12 protein-coding genes are annotated in these 14,184 nt (G+C 66.4%); 4 read left to right on the forward strand and 8 right to left on the reverse strand.

The annotated features are described in order from the left end of the window. Positions 1–19: 19 nt before the first annotated feature. Positions 20–574: an HNH endonuclease gene (locus QZ951_RS11925; RefSeq protein WP_293000876.1), complete on the reverse strand. Its 555-nt coding sequence runs from the start codon at positions 572–574 to the stop codon at positions 20–22. 121 nt (positions 575–695) lie between these two features. After that, complete coding sequence (locus QZ951_RS11930; protein ID WP_293000878.1) at positions 696–1,709, reverse strand: NAD(P)-dependent alcohol dehydrogenase; 1,014 nt, start codon at positions 1,707–1,709, stop codon at positions 696–698. 203 nt (positions 1,710–1,912) lie between these two features. Here QZ951_RS11930 and gloA point away from each other — a divergent pair, with 203 nt between their 5' ends. The 4 genes from gloA to QZ951_RS11950 all read left to right on the forward strand — a co-directional run bounded on the left by gloA (position 1,913) and on the right by QZ951_RS11950 (position 4,467). Further along, positions 1,913–2,341, forward strand: a complete 429-nt coding sequence (gloA, locus tag QZ951_RS11935; protein WP_293000880.1) for a lactoylglutathione lyase — start codon at positions 1,913–1,915, stop codon at positions 2,339–2,341. A 184-nt stretch (positions 2,342–2,525) separates the two neighbouring features. Beyond that, entirely contained in the window at positions 2,526–3,155 is a 630-nt protein-coding gene (gene msrA, locus QZ951_RS11940; protein ID WP_293000882.1) for a peptide-methionine (S)-S-oxide reductase MsrA, read from the forward strand. 23 nt (positions 3,156–3,178) lie between these two features. Further along, positions 3,179–3,685, forward strand: a complete 507-nt coding sequence (gene msrB / locus QZ951_RS11945; RefSeq protein WP_293000884.1) for a peptide-methionine (R)-S-oxide reductase MsrB — start codon at positions 3,179–3,181, stop codon at positions 3,683–3,685. 182 nt (positions 3,686–3,867) lie between these two features. Next, on the forward strand, positions 3,868–4,467 hold the full coding sequence (locus tag QZ951_RS11950) for a cysteine hydrolase family protein (RefSeq protein ID WP_293000886.1): 600 nt from the start codon (positions 3,868–3,870) through the stop codon (positions 4,465–4,467). Positions 4,468–4,633: 166 nt separating this feature from the next. On the opposite strand, the gene QZ951_RS11955 is transcribed toward QZ951_RS11950, so the two are convergent. From QZ951_RS11955 to QZ951_RS11980, 6 genes are all read right to left on the reverse strand, one after another. Then, positions 4,634–5,290, reverse strand: coding sequence for a 2OG-Fe dioxygenase family protein (locus tag QZ951_RS11955; protein WP_366943912.1), 657 nt, complete (start codon positions 5,288–5,290; stop codon positions 4,634–4,636). A gap of 176 nt (positions 5,291–5,466) precedes the next feature. After that, positions 5,467–7,878 (reverse strand): MMPL family transporter, encoded by a 2,412-nt coding sequence (locus QZ951_RS11960; protein WP_293000890.1) that lies wholly within the window; start codon positions 7,876–7,878, stop codon positions 5,467–5,469. Then, positions 7,875–8,912: a YCF48-related protein gene (locus tag QZ951_RS11965; protein WP_293000892.1), complete on the reverse strand. Its 1,038-nt coding sequence runs from the start codon at positions 8,910–8,912 to the stop codon at positions 7,875–7,877. The genes QZ951_RS11960 and QZ951_RS11965 overlap by 4 nt, the downstream gene beginning before the upstream one ends. A 124-nt stretch (positions 8,913–9,036) precedes the next feature. Next, entirely contained in the window at positions 9,037–10,386 is a 1,350-nt protein-coding gene (locus tag QZ951_RS11970) for a DUF1329 domain-containing protein (RefSeq protein ID WP_293000893.1), read from the reverse strand. Positions 10,387–10,412: 26 nt separating this feature from the next. Continuing rightward, positions 10,413–12,392 (reverse strand): DUF1302 domain-containing protein, encoded by a 1,980-nt coding sequence (locus QZ951_RS11975; RefSeq protein ID WP_293000894.1) that lies wholly within the window; start codon positions 12,390–12,392, stop codon positions 10,413–10,415. A gap of 413 nt (positions 12,393–12,805) precedes the next feature. Then, positions 12,806–13,978: an SMP-30/gluconolactonase/LRE family protein gene (locus tag QZ951_RS11980; RefSeq protein ID WP_293000895.1), complete on the reverse strand. Its 1,173-nt coding sequence runs from the start codon at positions 13,976–13,978 to the stop codon at positions 12,806–12,808. Between the last annotated feature and the right edge of the window lie 206 nt (positions 13,979–14,184).

Genomic DNA, 14,184 nt, shown 5'->3' on the forward strand with positions numbered 1-14,184 from the left:
GGCGCCGTTCAGTCCAGCGTCAGGCGACCTTCTTGCGGGCGTAGGCCAGCAGGAATTCCATCTGGTCCGCGAGGATCTTGCGGTTCGACAGGATCAGGTACTGCGCCAGATTCGGGATGTACGGCACCGCCAGCAGCTTCATGCCGGCTTCGTCGGGCGTACGGTCATCCTTGTGCTGGTTGCAGACGCGACACGCGGTCACGCAGTTCTCCCAGACGGTCAATCCGCCGCGGGAGGCCGGGATGATGTGGTCGCGGGTCAGGTCGTTCGGCGAAAACTGCCGGCCGCAGTACAGGCACAGGTTGCGATCGCGCTGGAACAAGGTGCGGTTGGTCAACAGCGGCGCATTGCCGCCGTTGTGCCGTCGGGACCGATCCGCGACCGCGATGATCGAGCCGATCTGCAGCTCGGATGCGCGGCCGGTGCGGGCGTTGATGCCGCCCCGGATGGTGAAGCGCTCGGCCCCGGTTTCCCAGCGCACGCAGTCGCGTGCGTACAGCGTCGCGGCAGTTTGCCAACGAATCCAGCCGACCGGCATACCACCAATATCGAGCTTCAGGATCGAGGGCATCATGGTCTTGACTTTAGCCGACTTCGCTGGGCTATGCGCAAGCCGCGATCATGTTCGTGCGAGGTTGCAGCACGAAGTCAAGGCCGCGACGCCGCCCGAGCGCCGGCCGCCGGCACCTCGCGACTCAATCGCGCGTCAGGATCACCCGATAACGCGCCTTGCCGGCCCGCAGGTGATCGATCGCCGCGTTGACCTCGGACATCGGGAACAGCTCGACCTGCGGCTTGATGCCGTGCCGCGCCGCGAAGCGCAGCATGGTCGCCGTCGTCGCCGGACTGCCGAGCGGCGAGCCGGACATCGATTTCTGGTTCGCCAGCAGCAACTGCGGCCGGGCGGCGATCGGCGCCAGCACCGCGCCGACGAAATGGATGCGGCCACGCGGCGCCAGGGTGGCGAGATAGGCCGCCCAGTCCTGCTCGGCGTTGATCGTCACCAGAATGAATTCGAAGCTGTTCGCACGCGTGGCCAGCGCGGCCGGATCGCCGGTGGCGATGACGTGGTGGGCGCCGAGCCGCATCGCTTCGTCGCGCTTCGCCTCGCTGGTGGTGAACGCGGTGACTTCGCAGCCCCAGGCGCGCAGGAACTGGATCGCGAGATGGCCGAGGCCGCCGATGCCGACCACGCCGACGCGGTCCGTCGGCTGGATGCCGAACTGCACGATCGGGTTGAACACGGTGATGCCGCCGCAGAACAGCGGCCCGGCGCTGGTGGCGTCGATGCCGTCCGGCAGCGGCACGGCCCAGACCCAGTTCGCCCGAACGCGATCGGCAAAGCCGCCGTGGCGTCCGACGATCGTCGGCTGGGCCGTGGCGCAGAAGTTGTGGTCGCCCGACAGGCAGTTGTGGCAGTGCAGGCAACTGCCGGCGAGCCAGCCGAGGCCGACCCGCTGGCCGAGGCTGAGGCCCTTCACCGCATCCCCCATCGCGGCGATGGTGCCGACGACCTCGTGCCCGGGCACGATCGGAAAGCGGCTGCGGCCCCACTCGTTGTCGATCATCGACAGATCCGAGTGGCAGATGCCGCAATGCTCGACCGCGATCTCGACCTGTTCGGCGCCCAGCGGGCCGGGGTCGTACTCGAACGGGATCAGCGGGGCGCCGGCAGCGGTGGCGGCGTAGGCACGAATCGGTGCGGACATGCAGGTCTCCGGAATGCGGGAACGGGGTTGCAGGTGGCTGCGGCGCGGGCGGCAGCGCTGGTTGAACCGGCCGCCGCCAGCCCCATCTACGATGCAGCCGCCGCGACGCCACCGCGATACCCGGACGGTACCATGACGCCCTGCCCGGTCCACCGGCCGCCCGGCGCGGCCTCGGCGAACCCCCACCTTTCGGAGCTGTCCCGATGAAAATCCTGCACACGATGCTGCGCGTCACCCAGCTCGATCGTTCGATCCAGTTCTACACCGACGTGCTCGGCCTGAAGCTCGTGTCCCGCCGCGACTATCCGGAAGGCCGCTTCACGCTGGCCTTTCTCGGCGCCGAGGACCGCGTCGACGGCGAACAGCTCGGTGCCGAGCTGGAACTGACCCACAACTGGGATACCGCGAGCTACGAGCTGGGCACAGCCTATGGCCATGTCGCGCTCGAAGTCCCGGACGCCTACAAGGCCTGCGAGCTGGTCAAGGCGCGCGGCGGCAAGGTCACGCGCGAAGCCGGGCCGATGAAGCACGGCACCACGGTGATCGCGTTCGTCGAGGACCCGGATGGCTACAAGATCGAATTCATCCAGCGCAAGTCGGGCCACGACGCCGGCAGCGCGAAGGCGGCCTGAATCGCGGCGCCTCGTCGGGTGGCTCCGAGCAGGCCCATGATGGATCGGTCATAAAAAGGGAACGGGTCGATACAGACGCTTGCCGGACCGCTGCCCGATCCTTGCGGCCATGTTCAGGCCCCTCCAGTCGCTGTTCGCACGCCCCCTCCGTGCCGCTCCACCGCCCCCCGTCAGCGAGGCAAGAATGAACATCACCTGCGACCTTCCGACCGCCAGTCGCAATCACGATCACTCCGGATTCCCCGATCCGGAACTGGAACTCCCCGTCACCGACACCGGCCTGCAGGAAGCGGTGTTCGCCGCCGGCTGCTTCTGGTGCGTGGAAGCGGTGTTCGAGCGCCTGGACGGCGTGCTCGACGTGATTTCCGGCTATGCCGGCGGCACCGCCGACACCGCGAACTACGAGGCGGTCTGCACCGGCTGCACCAACCACGCGGAGGTCGTCAAGATCGTCTACGACCCGGCCGTCATCGGCTACTCGCGCTTGCTGAAGGTGCTGTTCTCGGTCGCCCACGACCCGACGACGCTCGATCGGCAGGGCAATGACCGCGGCCGCCAGTACCGGTCCGCGATCTTCTATCGCAGCGAGGAAGAACGGCAGGTGGCGGCCCACTACATCGCCCTGCTCGATGCCGCGAAGGTGTTCCGCAGCCCGATCGTGACCGCGCTGAACCCGCTCGACGTGTTCTACCCGGCCGAGAAGTACCATCAGGATTACGCCATCCGCAATCCCGGCCAGCCGTACATTGCCGGGGTCGCGTTGCCGAAAGTCGAGAAACTCGAGGTCAAGTTTGCGGAGTACGTGCGCAAATGAACCTCTTCACCCGGAGCCAACCCATGAACAAGCCCGTCAGCAAGTCCGACGTGATCGAAGTCAGCACTGCTGCCGCCGAATCCCGCAGCGGCTACGACATCCGCCCGATCAGCGACGCGCTGAAGAAGGAACTGGCGCAGAGTCTGAGCACCGAAGAACGCCGCGTGTTGCTGGATCACGGCACCGAGCGCGCGTTCTGCGGCCACTTCCTCGACAACAAGAAGACCGGCACCTATGCCTGCCGCCTGTGCGGCCTGCCGCTGTTCCGCTCGACCGCGAAGTTCGATTCCGGCACCGGCTGGCCGAGCTTCTTCGAAGCCGCCGACCCGGACCACATCCGCAATATCTCGGACTACAGCTACGGCATGATCCGGACCGAGATCCGCTGCAAGCGCTGCGACGGCCATCTCGGCCACGTGTTCAACGATGGCCCGCGTCCCAGCGGCCTGCGCTACTGCCTGAATTCGGTCTCGATGACGTTCTTCGACGAAGGCCTGGCCATCCCGCAGTTCACCGACGCGGACGCCTGACGAAAACCCTGACCGAGGGCCGCCCGTTTCCCCAGCGGGCCTGCACTCCGAAGGACTCCCGGCTGTTCGACGGCAACCCCGTCGAACAGCCGTTTTTTTATTCGGCGCGCAGCCCGGCCGCCGCCGATCATGCAGACTCATCGCACGTCGTCCGTCTGATCATCCGAGGAGAATCCAAAACCATGACCGCACCGCTCACGCTGGGCCAGATTGCTGGCGCCCCGAACACCCCGTCGCCGTGGGACAAGTCCGCACTGCTGGTGATCGATCTGCAGAACGAATATCAGACCGGCGCGCTGCCGCTGGCCGAGCTTGACCGTGCGCTGACGCACACCAAGGCCCTGCTCGCGAAGGCCCGCGCCAGCGGCGTGCCGGTCTTCCACTTCCAGCACAAGACCGGCCCCGGCGCCCCGATCTTCGATCCGACCAGCAAGGCCTTCGCACTGATCGACGACGTTGCGCCGATTCCCGGCGAAACCGTGATCGAGAAGAGCTATCCGAACTGCTTCACCGCCACCGGGCTCGAAGACGCGCTGAAGGCGACCGGCCGTACCGAAGTGATCCTCGCCGGCGCGATGACCCACATGTGCATCTCGTCGACCGCGCGCTCGGCGTTCGATCGTGGCTTCCGGCCGACCGTCGTTGCCGATGCCTGCGCCACGCGCGACCTGCCCGGCCCGAACGGCGAAACGATTCCCGCCGCGCAGGTGCACGCCAACGCGCTGGCCCAGATCGCCGACGGCTTCATGGTCGTGGTCAAGGACGAAACGGCTTGGGCATGATCCTTTCGAGCATCGCTCGAAAGGATCATGCGACCGGCCATGGAGGGCCGTGCCGGTAGTCGCCGAACGCGGAAACCATCTCGCCATGGATGGCAGGGCGCTCTTTCAGCACGAAGTCCTGCTCGACACCGTTATGCGACCGGCCATGGAGGGCCAGTCGCAGCGCTCACGTCGTCGGTAATACCTTGAACGTCACCACCAGCACATCGCGGTAGGCCGGCTGGGTCGGATCGAGCGCTTCGACCGGCGTCACGCCGTGCCGCACCCGGCTGTCATCGACCAGCGCGGCATCGAACGGCTGAGCGAGGGTGAAACTGCCGAGCAGGCGGCCGTCGTCGTCGTGAATCGTGGTGGTGCCCTGCGCGATGTTGTGACGGCGGATCATCAGCACCAGCACGTGATCGACACCATCGCGATGCGCGCCTTCCGGCGTCGGCTGGCCGACCATGTCCGGCCCGGCCTCGATCCGGAACTGGTGGACCTCGACCTTCCAGCGCACGGCCTGCGGTGACAGGCGTCCGAACAGGGCGGCGCACCAGCGCAGGATCGTGGTCAGGCTGTCGCCGGTGGCGACCGCATCCAGCACCGGTTCGAACCAGCGTGCCACGCCGCCGTTCAGCGGGTTGTACTCCAGCCCCTGAAAGTGCGGCTGATGCGGCTCGCGCGTGATCGCCCCGCCCGCCGTGACCGTGAACACGGCATGGCGGCGGCGGCGATAGCGGCCACCATCGGCCATCCACTGATCGAGCGCCAGATCGTTCCAGCTGTCGGCAAACGTCGGCCAATCGGTCAGGCAGCCACCGGTGACGAACGCGCGCTGCATGCGCTCGCCGGGGACCAGGACAAAGCCCTGATCCCGCAGGATGGCAGCAAAACCGGAGGTGTCAGGCATCGTCGGCAACCAGAGCGCGGGCCGGGATTATCCGCCAACGCGCCGGATCGTGACGGCCATCGCCATCGAATCTCCGGACCCGGCCGCAGCCGGGCCCGGAGCGATGCTCATGCCGGCTTCTTCACCTTCAGGAAGAACGCCAGCAGCGATGGCAGCAGGATCAGCGCACCGAGCATGTTGACCAGGAACATGAAGCTCAGCAGCAGGCCCATGTCGGCCTGGAACTTCAGCGCCGAGAACGCCCACGTGGCCACGCCGAGGCTCATCGTCACGGCGGTGAAGGCAGCCGCCGTGCCGCGTTCCTTCAGCGCGATGAAGAACGACTCGACCAGCGACTTGCCGTGGTGCAGGTGCACCTCGATGCGGTCGTACAGGTAGATGCCGTAGTCGACACCGACGCCGACGCCGAGCGCGATCACCGGCAGGGTCGACACCTTCAGCCCGATGCCGAGCACCGCCATCAGCGCGTTGTTCAGCAGCGACACCAGCGCCAGCGGCAGGATGATGCACAGGGTGGCGCCGAACGAGCGGAAGGTCAGCAGGCACATCAGGGTGATGGCGCCGAAGATCGCCGCCAGTTCCTGCTTGTCGGCCTCTTCCACCGCTTCGTTGGTCGCCGCCATGACACCGGCATTGCCCGACGCGAGCTTGAACTCGACGTTCGGCGCGATTTCCTTGAACTCGCTGTCCGGGGCGTGGAACTCGGTGTTCCAGTCCTTCACCGACTGGACGATGTGGGCCAGCGTCTCGCCCTGATGATCGCTGGTGAAGAACAGCATCTGCATCGCCGAGCAGTCGGAATTCAGCAGGCCGGTGCCGGTATCGATCGGCGTCACCGCCTGCGCCAGCACGTCGCGATTGCGCGCCAGCACGCGCCAGCGCAGGTTGCCTTCGTTGAAGCCGGCATTGACCACCTTGGCCAGCCCCGGCAGCGAGATCGCGCTGCCGATGCCGTCGACGTTCTTCATCCGCCATTCGAAGGCATCCATCGCGTCCATCACGCGGTGGTCGGTGCAGGCGCCGTCGATGTCCTTGGTCTGCACGACGATCGAGATGATGTCGACGCCGATCTTGAAGTTGTCGGTGATCACCGCGTTGTCGCGGTTGTAGCGCGAATCCGGCAGCAGTTCCGGCAGGCCGGAACCGAGATCACCGACCTTCTGCCCGCGCGCCAGACCGGCACCGATGATCAGCAGCACCACGGCACCGGCAATCGCCCAGATGCCGACCCGACGCTCGGCGAACTTCGAGCAGGCGCGCCAGATCGGCTCGAACCCCTGCTCCTGCTTCTGCTTCGCGGCGATGGTTTCCGGGGTGATCCGCAGGTAGGTCAGCAGGATCGGCAGCACCATCTTGTTGGTGACGATCATCAGCGTCACGCCGAGTGTGGCGGTGATGCCGAGCTCGCGGACGATGTCGATCTCGATCAGCATGATCACGAGGAAGCCGAGCGCGTTGGTCACCAGCGCCAGCGTTCCGGGAATGAACAGCTGCGCGAATGCCGAGCGCGAGGCATCGACCGGGTTCAGGCCATCGGCAATCGCGTCCTTCCAGGCATTGGTCATCTGCACTGCATGACTGCAGCCGATCGAGAAGATCAGGAACGGCACGAGGATCGACAGCGGATCAATGCCGTAACCGGCCAGCGGCAGGCTGCCGAGCAGCCACAGCACCGGCAGCAGCGCACAGACCAGCGCGACACCGGTCAGCTTCGCGGACTTCGTGTACCAGAGCAGCAGCAGGGCCGTGATCACGAACGCGATGCCGAAGAACGCGATCACGCCCTTGGCGCCGGCGGAGATGTCACCGACCGCTTTCGCGAAGCCGATGATGTGGACGGTGACGCCGTCCTTCTGGTACTTCTCGCGCAGTGCTTCGAGATCCGCCGCGACTCGTGGATAGTCGAGCTTGGCGCCGGTTTCCGGATCGATGTCGAGCAGGTCGGTGCGGATCAGCGCACCACGCAGATCGTTCGAGACCAGACGGCCGACGAGGCCGGCCTTCTGCACGTTGCGGCGCACCGTTTCCAGATCTTCCGGCGAGCCCTGGAACGTCGCCGGGATGACGTTGCCGCCGGCGAAGCCCTGCTCGGTGACTTCGATGAAGCGCACGTTCGGCGTGAACAGCGACTGCACCGTCGGGCGGTCGACGCCCTTGATGTAGAACAGATCGTCGGTCGCGGCCTTGAGCTTGGCCATGAACGCCTGATCGAAGATCGTGTTGTCGGCCCCGGCCGCGCCAGGCTCCCGCATCAGCGCCACGATCACGCGATTGGCGCCGCCGAACGTCGCCTCGTAATCGGTGAACGTCTTCATGTACGGGTGGGTCAGCGGGATCATCTTCTTGAACCCGGCATCGACCTTGAGCCCGCTCGCCGACCAGGCCAGAAACACGGTGGTCAGCGCGAACAGCACCAGCATCAGCGGCCGGTTGTTGAACAGCAGGTTCGACAGCGCTTCGATGAAGCCGCCGAGCGGCCCGGCAATGCGCGGTACCTTCGGGTTGCGGATCTCGCTCATGGCTGTGCTCCGTTCGCGGCCGGGGCCAGGGTCAGGACGCGGGGACCGGCTTCGCCGACGACCAGCGCGCGGCCGGCGTCGAGCAGCAGCGCGGTGGAGAAGGCCGACGGGTTGTCGGCGACCTTCGCCTCGAACGTGCGTCCGCCGTCATGGCTGACGCGAACGCTGCCGGCCGCACCGACCAGCAGCACCGTGCCGTCGTCCTGCGCGCTGCCGCCGAGCAAGGTCACCGGTCCGGCGCCTGCCGCAGCCGTCCACGTAGCCCCGCCGTCTTCGGATCGGAACGCCTGACCGCGCAGGCCATACAGCAGCATGGCCTGACCTTGAAGCGCGATGACGCCGAAGTACGAGCCCTGGTACGGCGCGGTGGGTGCGGTCCATGTGGCGCCGCCGTCGGTGGAGGTCAGCACGGTGCCGGCCTCGCCCGCGATCACCAGACGATCGCCGCCGACGGCGGCAATCGCGTTCAGGTGGCGATCGGCGCCGTCGTCCCCGAGCAGGTCGAGCAGGATTTCGCGCTCGTTCCAGTGCTTGCCGCCATCCGCAGTCTCCAGATACAGGCCGTAGGCGCCGACGGCGATGCCGGTCATCGCATCCTTGAACCAGATGCCGAGCAGCGGCTTCTCGTCGTCCGGGGCGAACCGCTGTTCGGCCCAGGTGCTGCCGCCGTCGCTCGTCGCGAGGATCAGGCCGTCATGGCCCACGATCCAGCCGTGCATGGCATCGACGAAACGGACGCTGGTCAGCATCGTCCGGCGCGGGTTCGCGGCGCGGATCCAGTTCTGGCCGCTGTCATCGGAATAGACGATGTAGCCCTGTTCGCCAACGGCGACGAGCCGCTGTCCAGCGCGTGCGACATCGGTCAGCAACAGGCGCGACATCGTCTTCGACGAGACCGGGCCAGCGACGGATGCCGCCGCGGCAGGGACCGATTCGGCGGCCGTGGCCGCATTGCCGTTCAGCAGCGGCACCAGCAGCAGCGCGGCGGCGAGACGCCAGCGCAAGGGATTCAGCAAGGGGGCGGCAGATCGCATCGAGGCGGTCTCCAGTTCGGTTTGGAAGGCTTCAAAAAAGAAAGACGAGGGTCGACCGATGTCGACCCCCGTCTTCCGGATCACGCAACCGCTTCGCGTCAGGCGCTTGTTTCAGGCGCTGGCGTCAGCGGACGCCGGCTTCGCGCAGGCTTGCGGGGGTGAAGTCGGCCGCCGTGAGCTTGGCCGGTTCGTGCATCTTGTCATCGCCGGAACGCACGCTCAGCGCCAGATAACGGCCCGACTGCAGGTCGTAATGCAGCTCGACGGTGCCGAAGAACATCGGCACGTCGTACAGCGTGATCGAGTGCTGTTCGGCGGTGCGGTACAGCTCGCCGCGACCGTCGTACTTGTCGATCAGCAGCGCCGCCCAGGAATCCTCGTCGAGGTAGAAGGTGCGGCGGGCGTAGAGGTGCGACGTGCCCTTCTTCAGCTTCGCATCGACCACCCAGACGCGGTGCAGTTCGTAGCGCGCGAAGTCCTGATTGATGTGGCCCGGCTTGATCAGGTCGGTCAGGTTGACGCCGCTCGACAGCTTGTAGCTGTTGTACGGCACGAAGATTTCCTTCTTGCCGACCAGCGTGAAGTCGTAGCGATCGGTCGCGCCGTTGTAGAGACCGAAGTCGTCGTTGGTGCGCAGGCCATCGGCCGCCGTGCCCGGGTTGTCATAGGCGACGTTCGGCGCCTGACGCACGCGACGCTGGCCCGGGTTGTAGGTCCAGGCCGAACGCGGCACCTTGGTCTGATCCAGCGGCTCGTGCACCAGCAGCACCTGACCGGCCAGACGCGCCGGCGCGACGATGCGCTGCACGAAATAGAACAGCAGGTTGTCGGTGCGCTCGGCCGGCTTCTTGTTCAGCGAAGCGAACTGGAAATCCACTTCGTTCTGGAAGCGCACCGGCGTGTAGTCGCCGGTCCGGGTGACGGCGACCTGCACGTTGTCGGTGCGATAGGTCTCGCCCCGGTAGCGGGTCAGCTGGTTCCAGATCGCTTCGAGGCCGTTCGCCGGAATCGGGAACGGCAGGCCACCGGTGGTGCCGATGACGCCATTGCCGCCGGGCGACAGCTTCGCCTTGCCCGGATTGGCCAGCGTTTCGTCGTAGTAGCCCTTCGGAAACACCGCCGAACGATGCGTCGGGTAGACGTTCAGCTTGTAGTCCGGAAATTTCTTGAACATCGCGACCTGACCGGGCGTCAGGTTGTCCTTGTACTTCTCGACGTCGGCCGCGGTGACCGTGAACAGCGGCTTGTCGCCGGCAAACGGGTCCGGATACAGGATGCCCGGCTTGAAACCGGCAGGCTTGGCCGGCACCGCGCCATCCCATGCCGGGATCGTGCCTGCCGAGTTGGCGGCCTTCTCGGCACCGAGCGGCGTCAGCGATTTGCCGAGCTGCGAAGCATCCTGCGCCGTGGCTGCCAGCGAGGTCAGCGCACCGAACGTGAAAGCGATGACAGACGTAGTGATTCGATGATTCATGTAGATCTCCAGACCGAGGGCGGTCTTCAGAACGCGTAGCTCAGGGACAGGGCGACGAAGTCGCGGTCCTTGTTCGGGTTGGCGGACGTGCAGTAGTCGGCACGCTGACCGGCTGCGAGGCCGTTGGTTCCGGCGAGTGCCGGGTTCGTCCGGTTGTCGGCACCGCAGTAATCGCGGCCGCCGAAGAACGAGGTGTAGCTCAGGTCGACCTGCGTGTTCTGCTGGTAATTGAAGTTGATGCCGAACGACAGCGCCTGCACCCCTTCGTTGAAGTTCGGACCGACACCCTTCACGTCATGCGAGAACGCCAGACGCGGCGAGATGTTGATCGAGTTGATCACGCTCAGGTAGTCGACGCGGGCCAGCGTGCGGTAACCCCAGGAGTGCTTCGTGGCATAGCCGCCCGGCTGGGTCGAGCCGCCCGAGGCCGATGCCGCCGCCGCGAGTGCCGGCAGCGAGGTCCCCGGCGCTTCGAACAGGATGTTCGACGGCAGTTCGAGGAAGTTGTAGCCGACCTCGCCGAGCAGCACCAGTTGGTCGCCCCCGAGGAACTGCGGCACCACCGTCGAGGCCGTGGTCTGGAACTGGTGCGCCTTGACCCGCCGGAAGCCGCGGATCTCGGACCCGGCCGCGATGCCCGCCGGGTTCGGCGAGAAGTTCGACGGCAGGTTCAGCGCGGCCAGCACCAGTTCGGTCGCGGCACGCTGCACCGGCAGGTCCGGACGGTAGGTGTACTCGCCCTGGAACGCGATGCCGGCCGGGCCCTGCGTGTTGAACGACAGGCCGATCAGGTCGATGTTCTTCGGGTATTCGATGAAGTAGCGGGCGCTGCCGTTCTGGCCGATGGCCGGGCCGATCGGCGTCGGCGTCAGGCCACTGGTCGTGCCCGAGCCATTGGTCGGGAACGTGGTCTTGAGCGCGGACACCAGCGGCAGACGGCTGTGGTAACGGATGTAGTACGCGCCGAATTCGGTCGAGCCGAGCCAGTTCGCGAGATAGCGGGTGGCAAGGCCGAACTGGCCGGCGCCGTTCGGGCTGCGGTCCGGGTTGCGCGGCACGTAGACGCTGGCGGCCGGATCGAACGGACCGAGCAGCGCCTGCGCGCCCTGGCCGGCCGCGCCCGGCGTGCCCGGCGGCGAGCCCGGAGGGGCACCGGTGGTGATCGGAATCGGGTTGGTCAGCGGCGCGCGGTCATCCGAGCGGCGACCGAACGACACGACGGCGCGGTCACCGTCATCGCTGGCGATGTCGGAAGTCGAGAAGAACGAGCCGCGCGGGTCGATCAGGATGTTGTCGAAGCGGGCCTGGACATAACCCTCGAACGACAGCGAATCGGTCAGTTCCTGCGAGATCTGGAACACCGGGCTCGGAATCAGCGCTTCGCGCAGTTCGGCGTTCGGCGAACGCAGCTTCGACACGTCCACCGGATTGATGATGTTGATGCCGTTCTGGATGAACGTCGACTCGCCCCAGTTGATGACCTGGAAACCGACGCGGACGCCGGTGCTGCGATTGCCGAAAACGTTGAACCGTCCGGAAACGAAGGCGTCGAGGAATTCGTAGTTGGTCTGCAGGCGGTCACGGCCACGCGGACCGAAGTTTTCCAGCTCGTGCGCGACCTGGAGATCGAAGAACTCGGTGCCACGAACGAACACGCCGAAGTTCTGCCAGTTCAGTTCCAGATCATGCGTGGCCTTGAACGTCGAGAACACCAAGTCGCCGGCCTTGTAGTTCAGATTGCCGTCATCGCCGTTGACCGTGCGGGCCCGGCCGCCGTTGGCGATGCCGATCAGCTTTTCATTCGGGTTCTCGGCACGGAACAGCGCACCGTACGACAGCGTCGTGTCGAAGTTGCCCTTGACCTCGCCGATCTCGAACTGTGCGGCTTGCGCCGGAGCGGCGGCCATCAGGGCAATGGCGGCGGCGAACGCGGCGACCGGCGCACGACGGGCCAGAAACGCGGGACGAACGGAAATGCCTCCCGGACCGGGATGATTCTTCTGCATGATCCCCTCCTATCGCATTCGACAGCCGATTGCAGTGCGGTTGTCGTTCGGCTTTTTTGCCGTGTGTTTATCGGTCAGCGCGTGCCGGCGGGTCGCCGGGGCATCGCGCCGATGCCGCTTGCTGCCTGTGGAACTGCGTCAAACCTCGTTGCCGGGGTCCTACGGCGCCAAATATACGGACCTGTCCGGACAATTGCAATGCTGCGCTGCGATGTGTGAGCGCAATGTGCAGCAGCGGCTCGAAACGGCGGACGCGCAGTCTGCCGAAGTGCAGCGCGCGTCCGGCCCTGCGCCTACGAACGGTGTCATCGGCCCGATGATGCAATCGATGAACAGGAAAGCCGATCGTCGCGCCGTGCGCGGGCCTGCGGCGACCGCCGGGTGCGGGCGCCGCAGGCTGCGTCCCGCCCGACTCAGTTCGCGCGTTCGACGCGCATCGGCACGCCCGGTGCCTGTTCCCAGCCCGCCGGTGGTGCATCCGCCGTCGGGATCACGCGGTTCAGCGGCAGGCGGCCGATTGCCGGTTCGCTCAGCGAGCCGAAGTAAAGCCAGGGGCCGTGCTCTTCCACGCTCATGATCGGCGCGAAGGCGTCGGCGGCACCGTACTGAAGGTTCGCGATCAGCTTGCCGTCGAGATCGAAGCCGAGCACGAAGCCGCGCTTCGGTGGCGTGTTCTGGATCTTCCCCTGCAGCCGTCCGGGCAGCCGCGCCATGATCTTGCGCAGCAACGGCTGCTGCGCGAGGCCGTCGAGCCGCGCATCGCGGACACCGGGCAGCGCGACCCAGATGCGATCGCGACCATTGAAGCTCAGGTTGTCCGGAAAGCCCGGCAGGTTGTCGGCGAACACTTCGCGGGTGCCGGCCTTGTCGCCTTTGAGCCAGATCCTCGTGATGCGATAGGCGGAGGTCTCGGCCACCAGCAGCCAGTCGCCGTTCGGGCCGACCGCGACGCCATTGGCGAAGTAAAGGTCCTTGGCGACGACGGTCGACGCGTTGGTCGCCGCATCGTGCCGGACCACGCGGCCATTGGCGCCATGCTCGAGCACGTCGAACAGATAGCCCGGATAGGGAAACTTGACCGAGGCGTCGCTGAAATACGTGGCGCCGTCGCCATCGGCCGCGTCGAGGTCGTCGGTGAAGCCGAGTGCCGTGCCATCGGCGGCCGTGCTCAGCGATTCGATCGCGCCGGCCGCGGTGATGCGCAGCAGGCCCTTGACCGGATCGGCGACCAGCACGCTGCCGTCGGCGCCGGCCTTGAGGCCGAGCGGACGGCCGCCGGTGTTCGCCAGTTCGACATAGCGCGTGCCGTCGGCGGACAGCCGGATCACGCGGCCATCCTCGTAGCCGGCGTAGACATTGCCCTCGGCATCCACCGCGACACCTTCCGGGCCGATGCCGACGCCGACCGCCAACCGCTGCACGTCCTTCAGGATTTCGTTCGGCGCATACGGGCCTTCCAGCGCCGGAGCCACCGGCGGGGTCCACGCGACCGGTTCGACGCGGGTCGGCTTCAGCAACAGGTAGGCGAGCACGGCGACCACGCCCAACACGCCGGCGAGCAGCACGGCGAGCAACAGCTTCTTCATGACTTCCCCTGAGAAATGGCCGAGGTTCGGCCGATGATCCCGGTCACTGCCGAGCGACAGCGCCGGAACCTTGATTTTGTGATTTTCACGCCTCGCAACGCGGATGCCGCCGAAATGAGGTGTTCTTTTTTTGATTGATGCCGCACTTTTCGCGTCCGGCCGGCCGGGCTTCTTCCGATCACCGGCCCGCGGCGCCGTTGGACATC

Origin of the sequence: Nevskia sp. (genome assembly GCF_021732705.1) — a bacterium.
In the GTDB taxonomy this organism is placed as follows: Bacteria; Pseudomonadota; Gammaproteobacteria; order Nevskiales; family Nevskiaceae; genus Nevskia.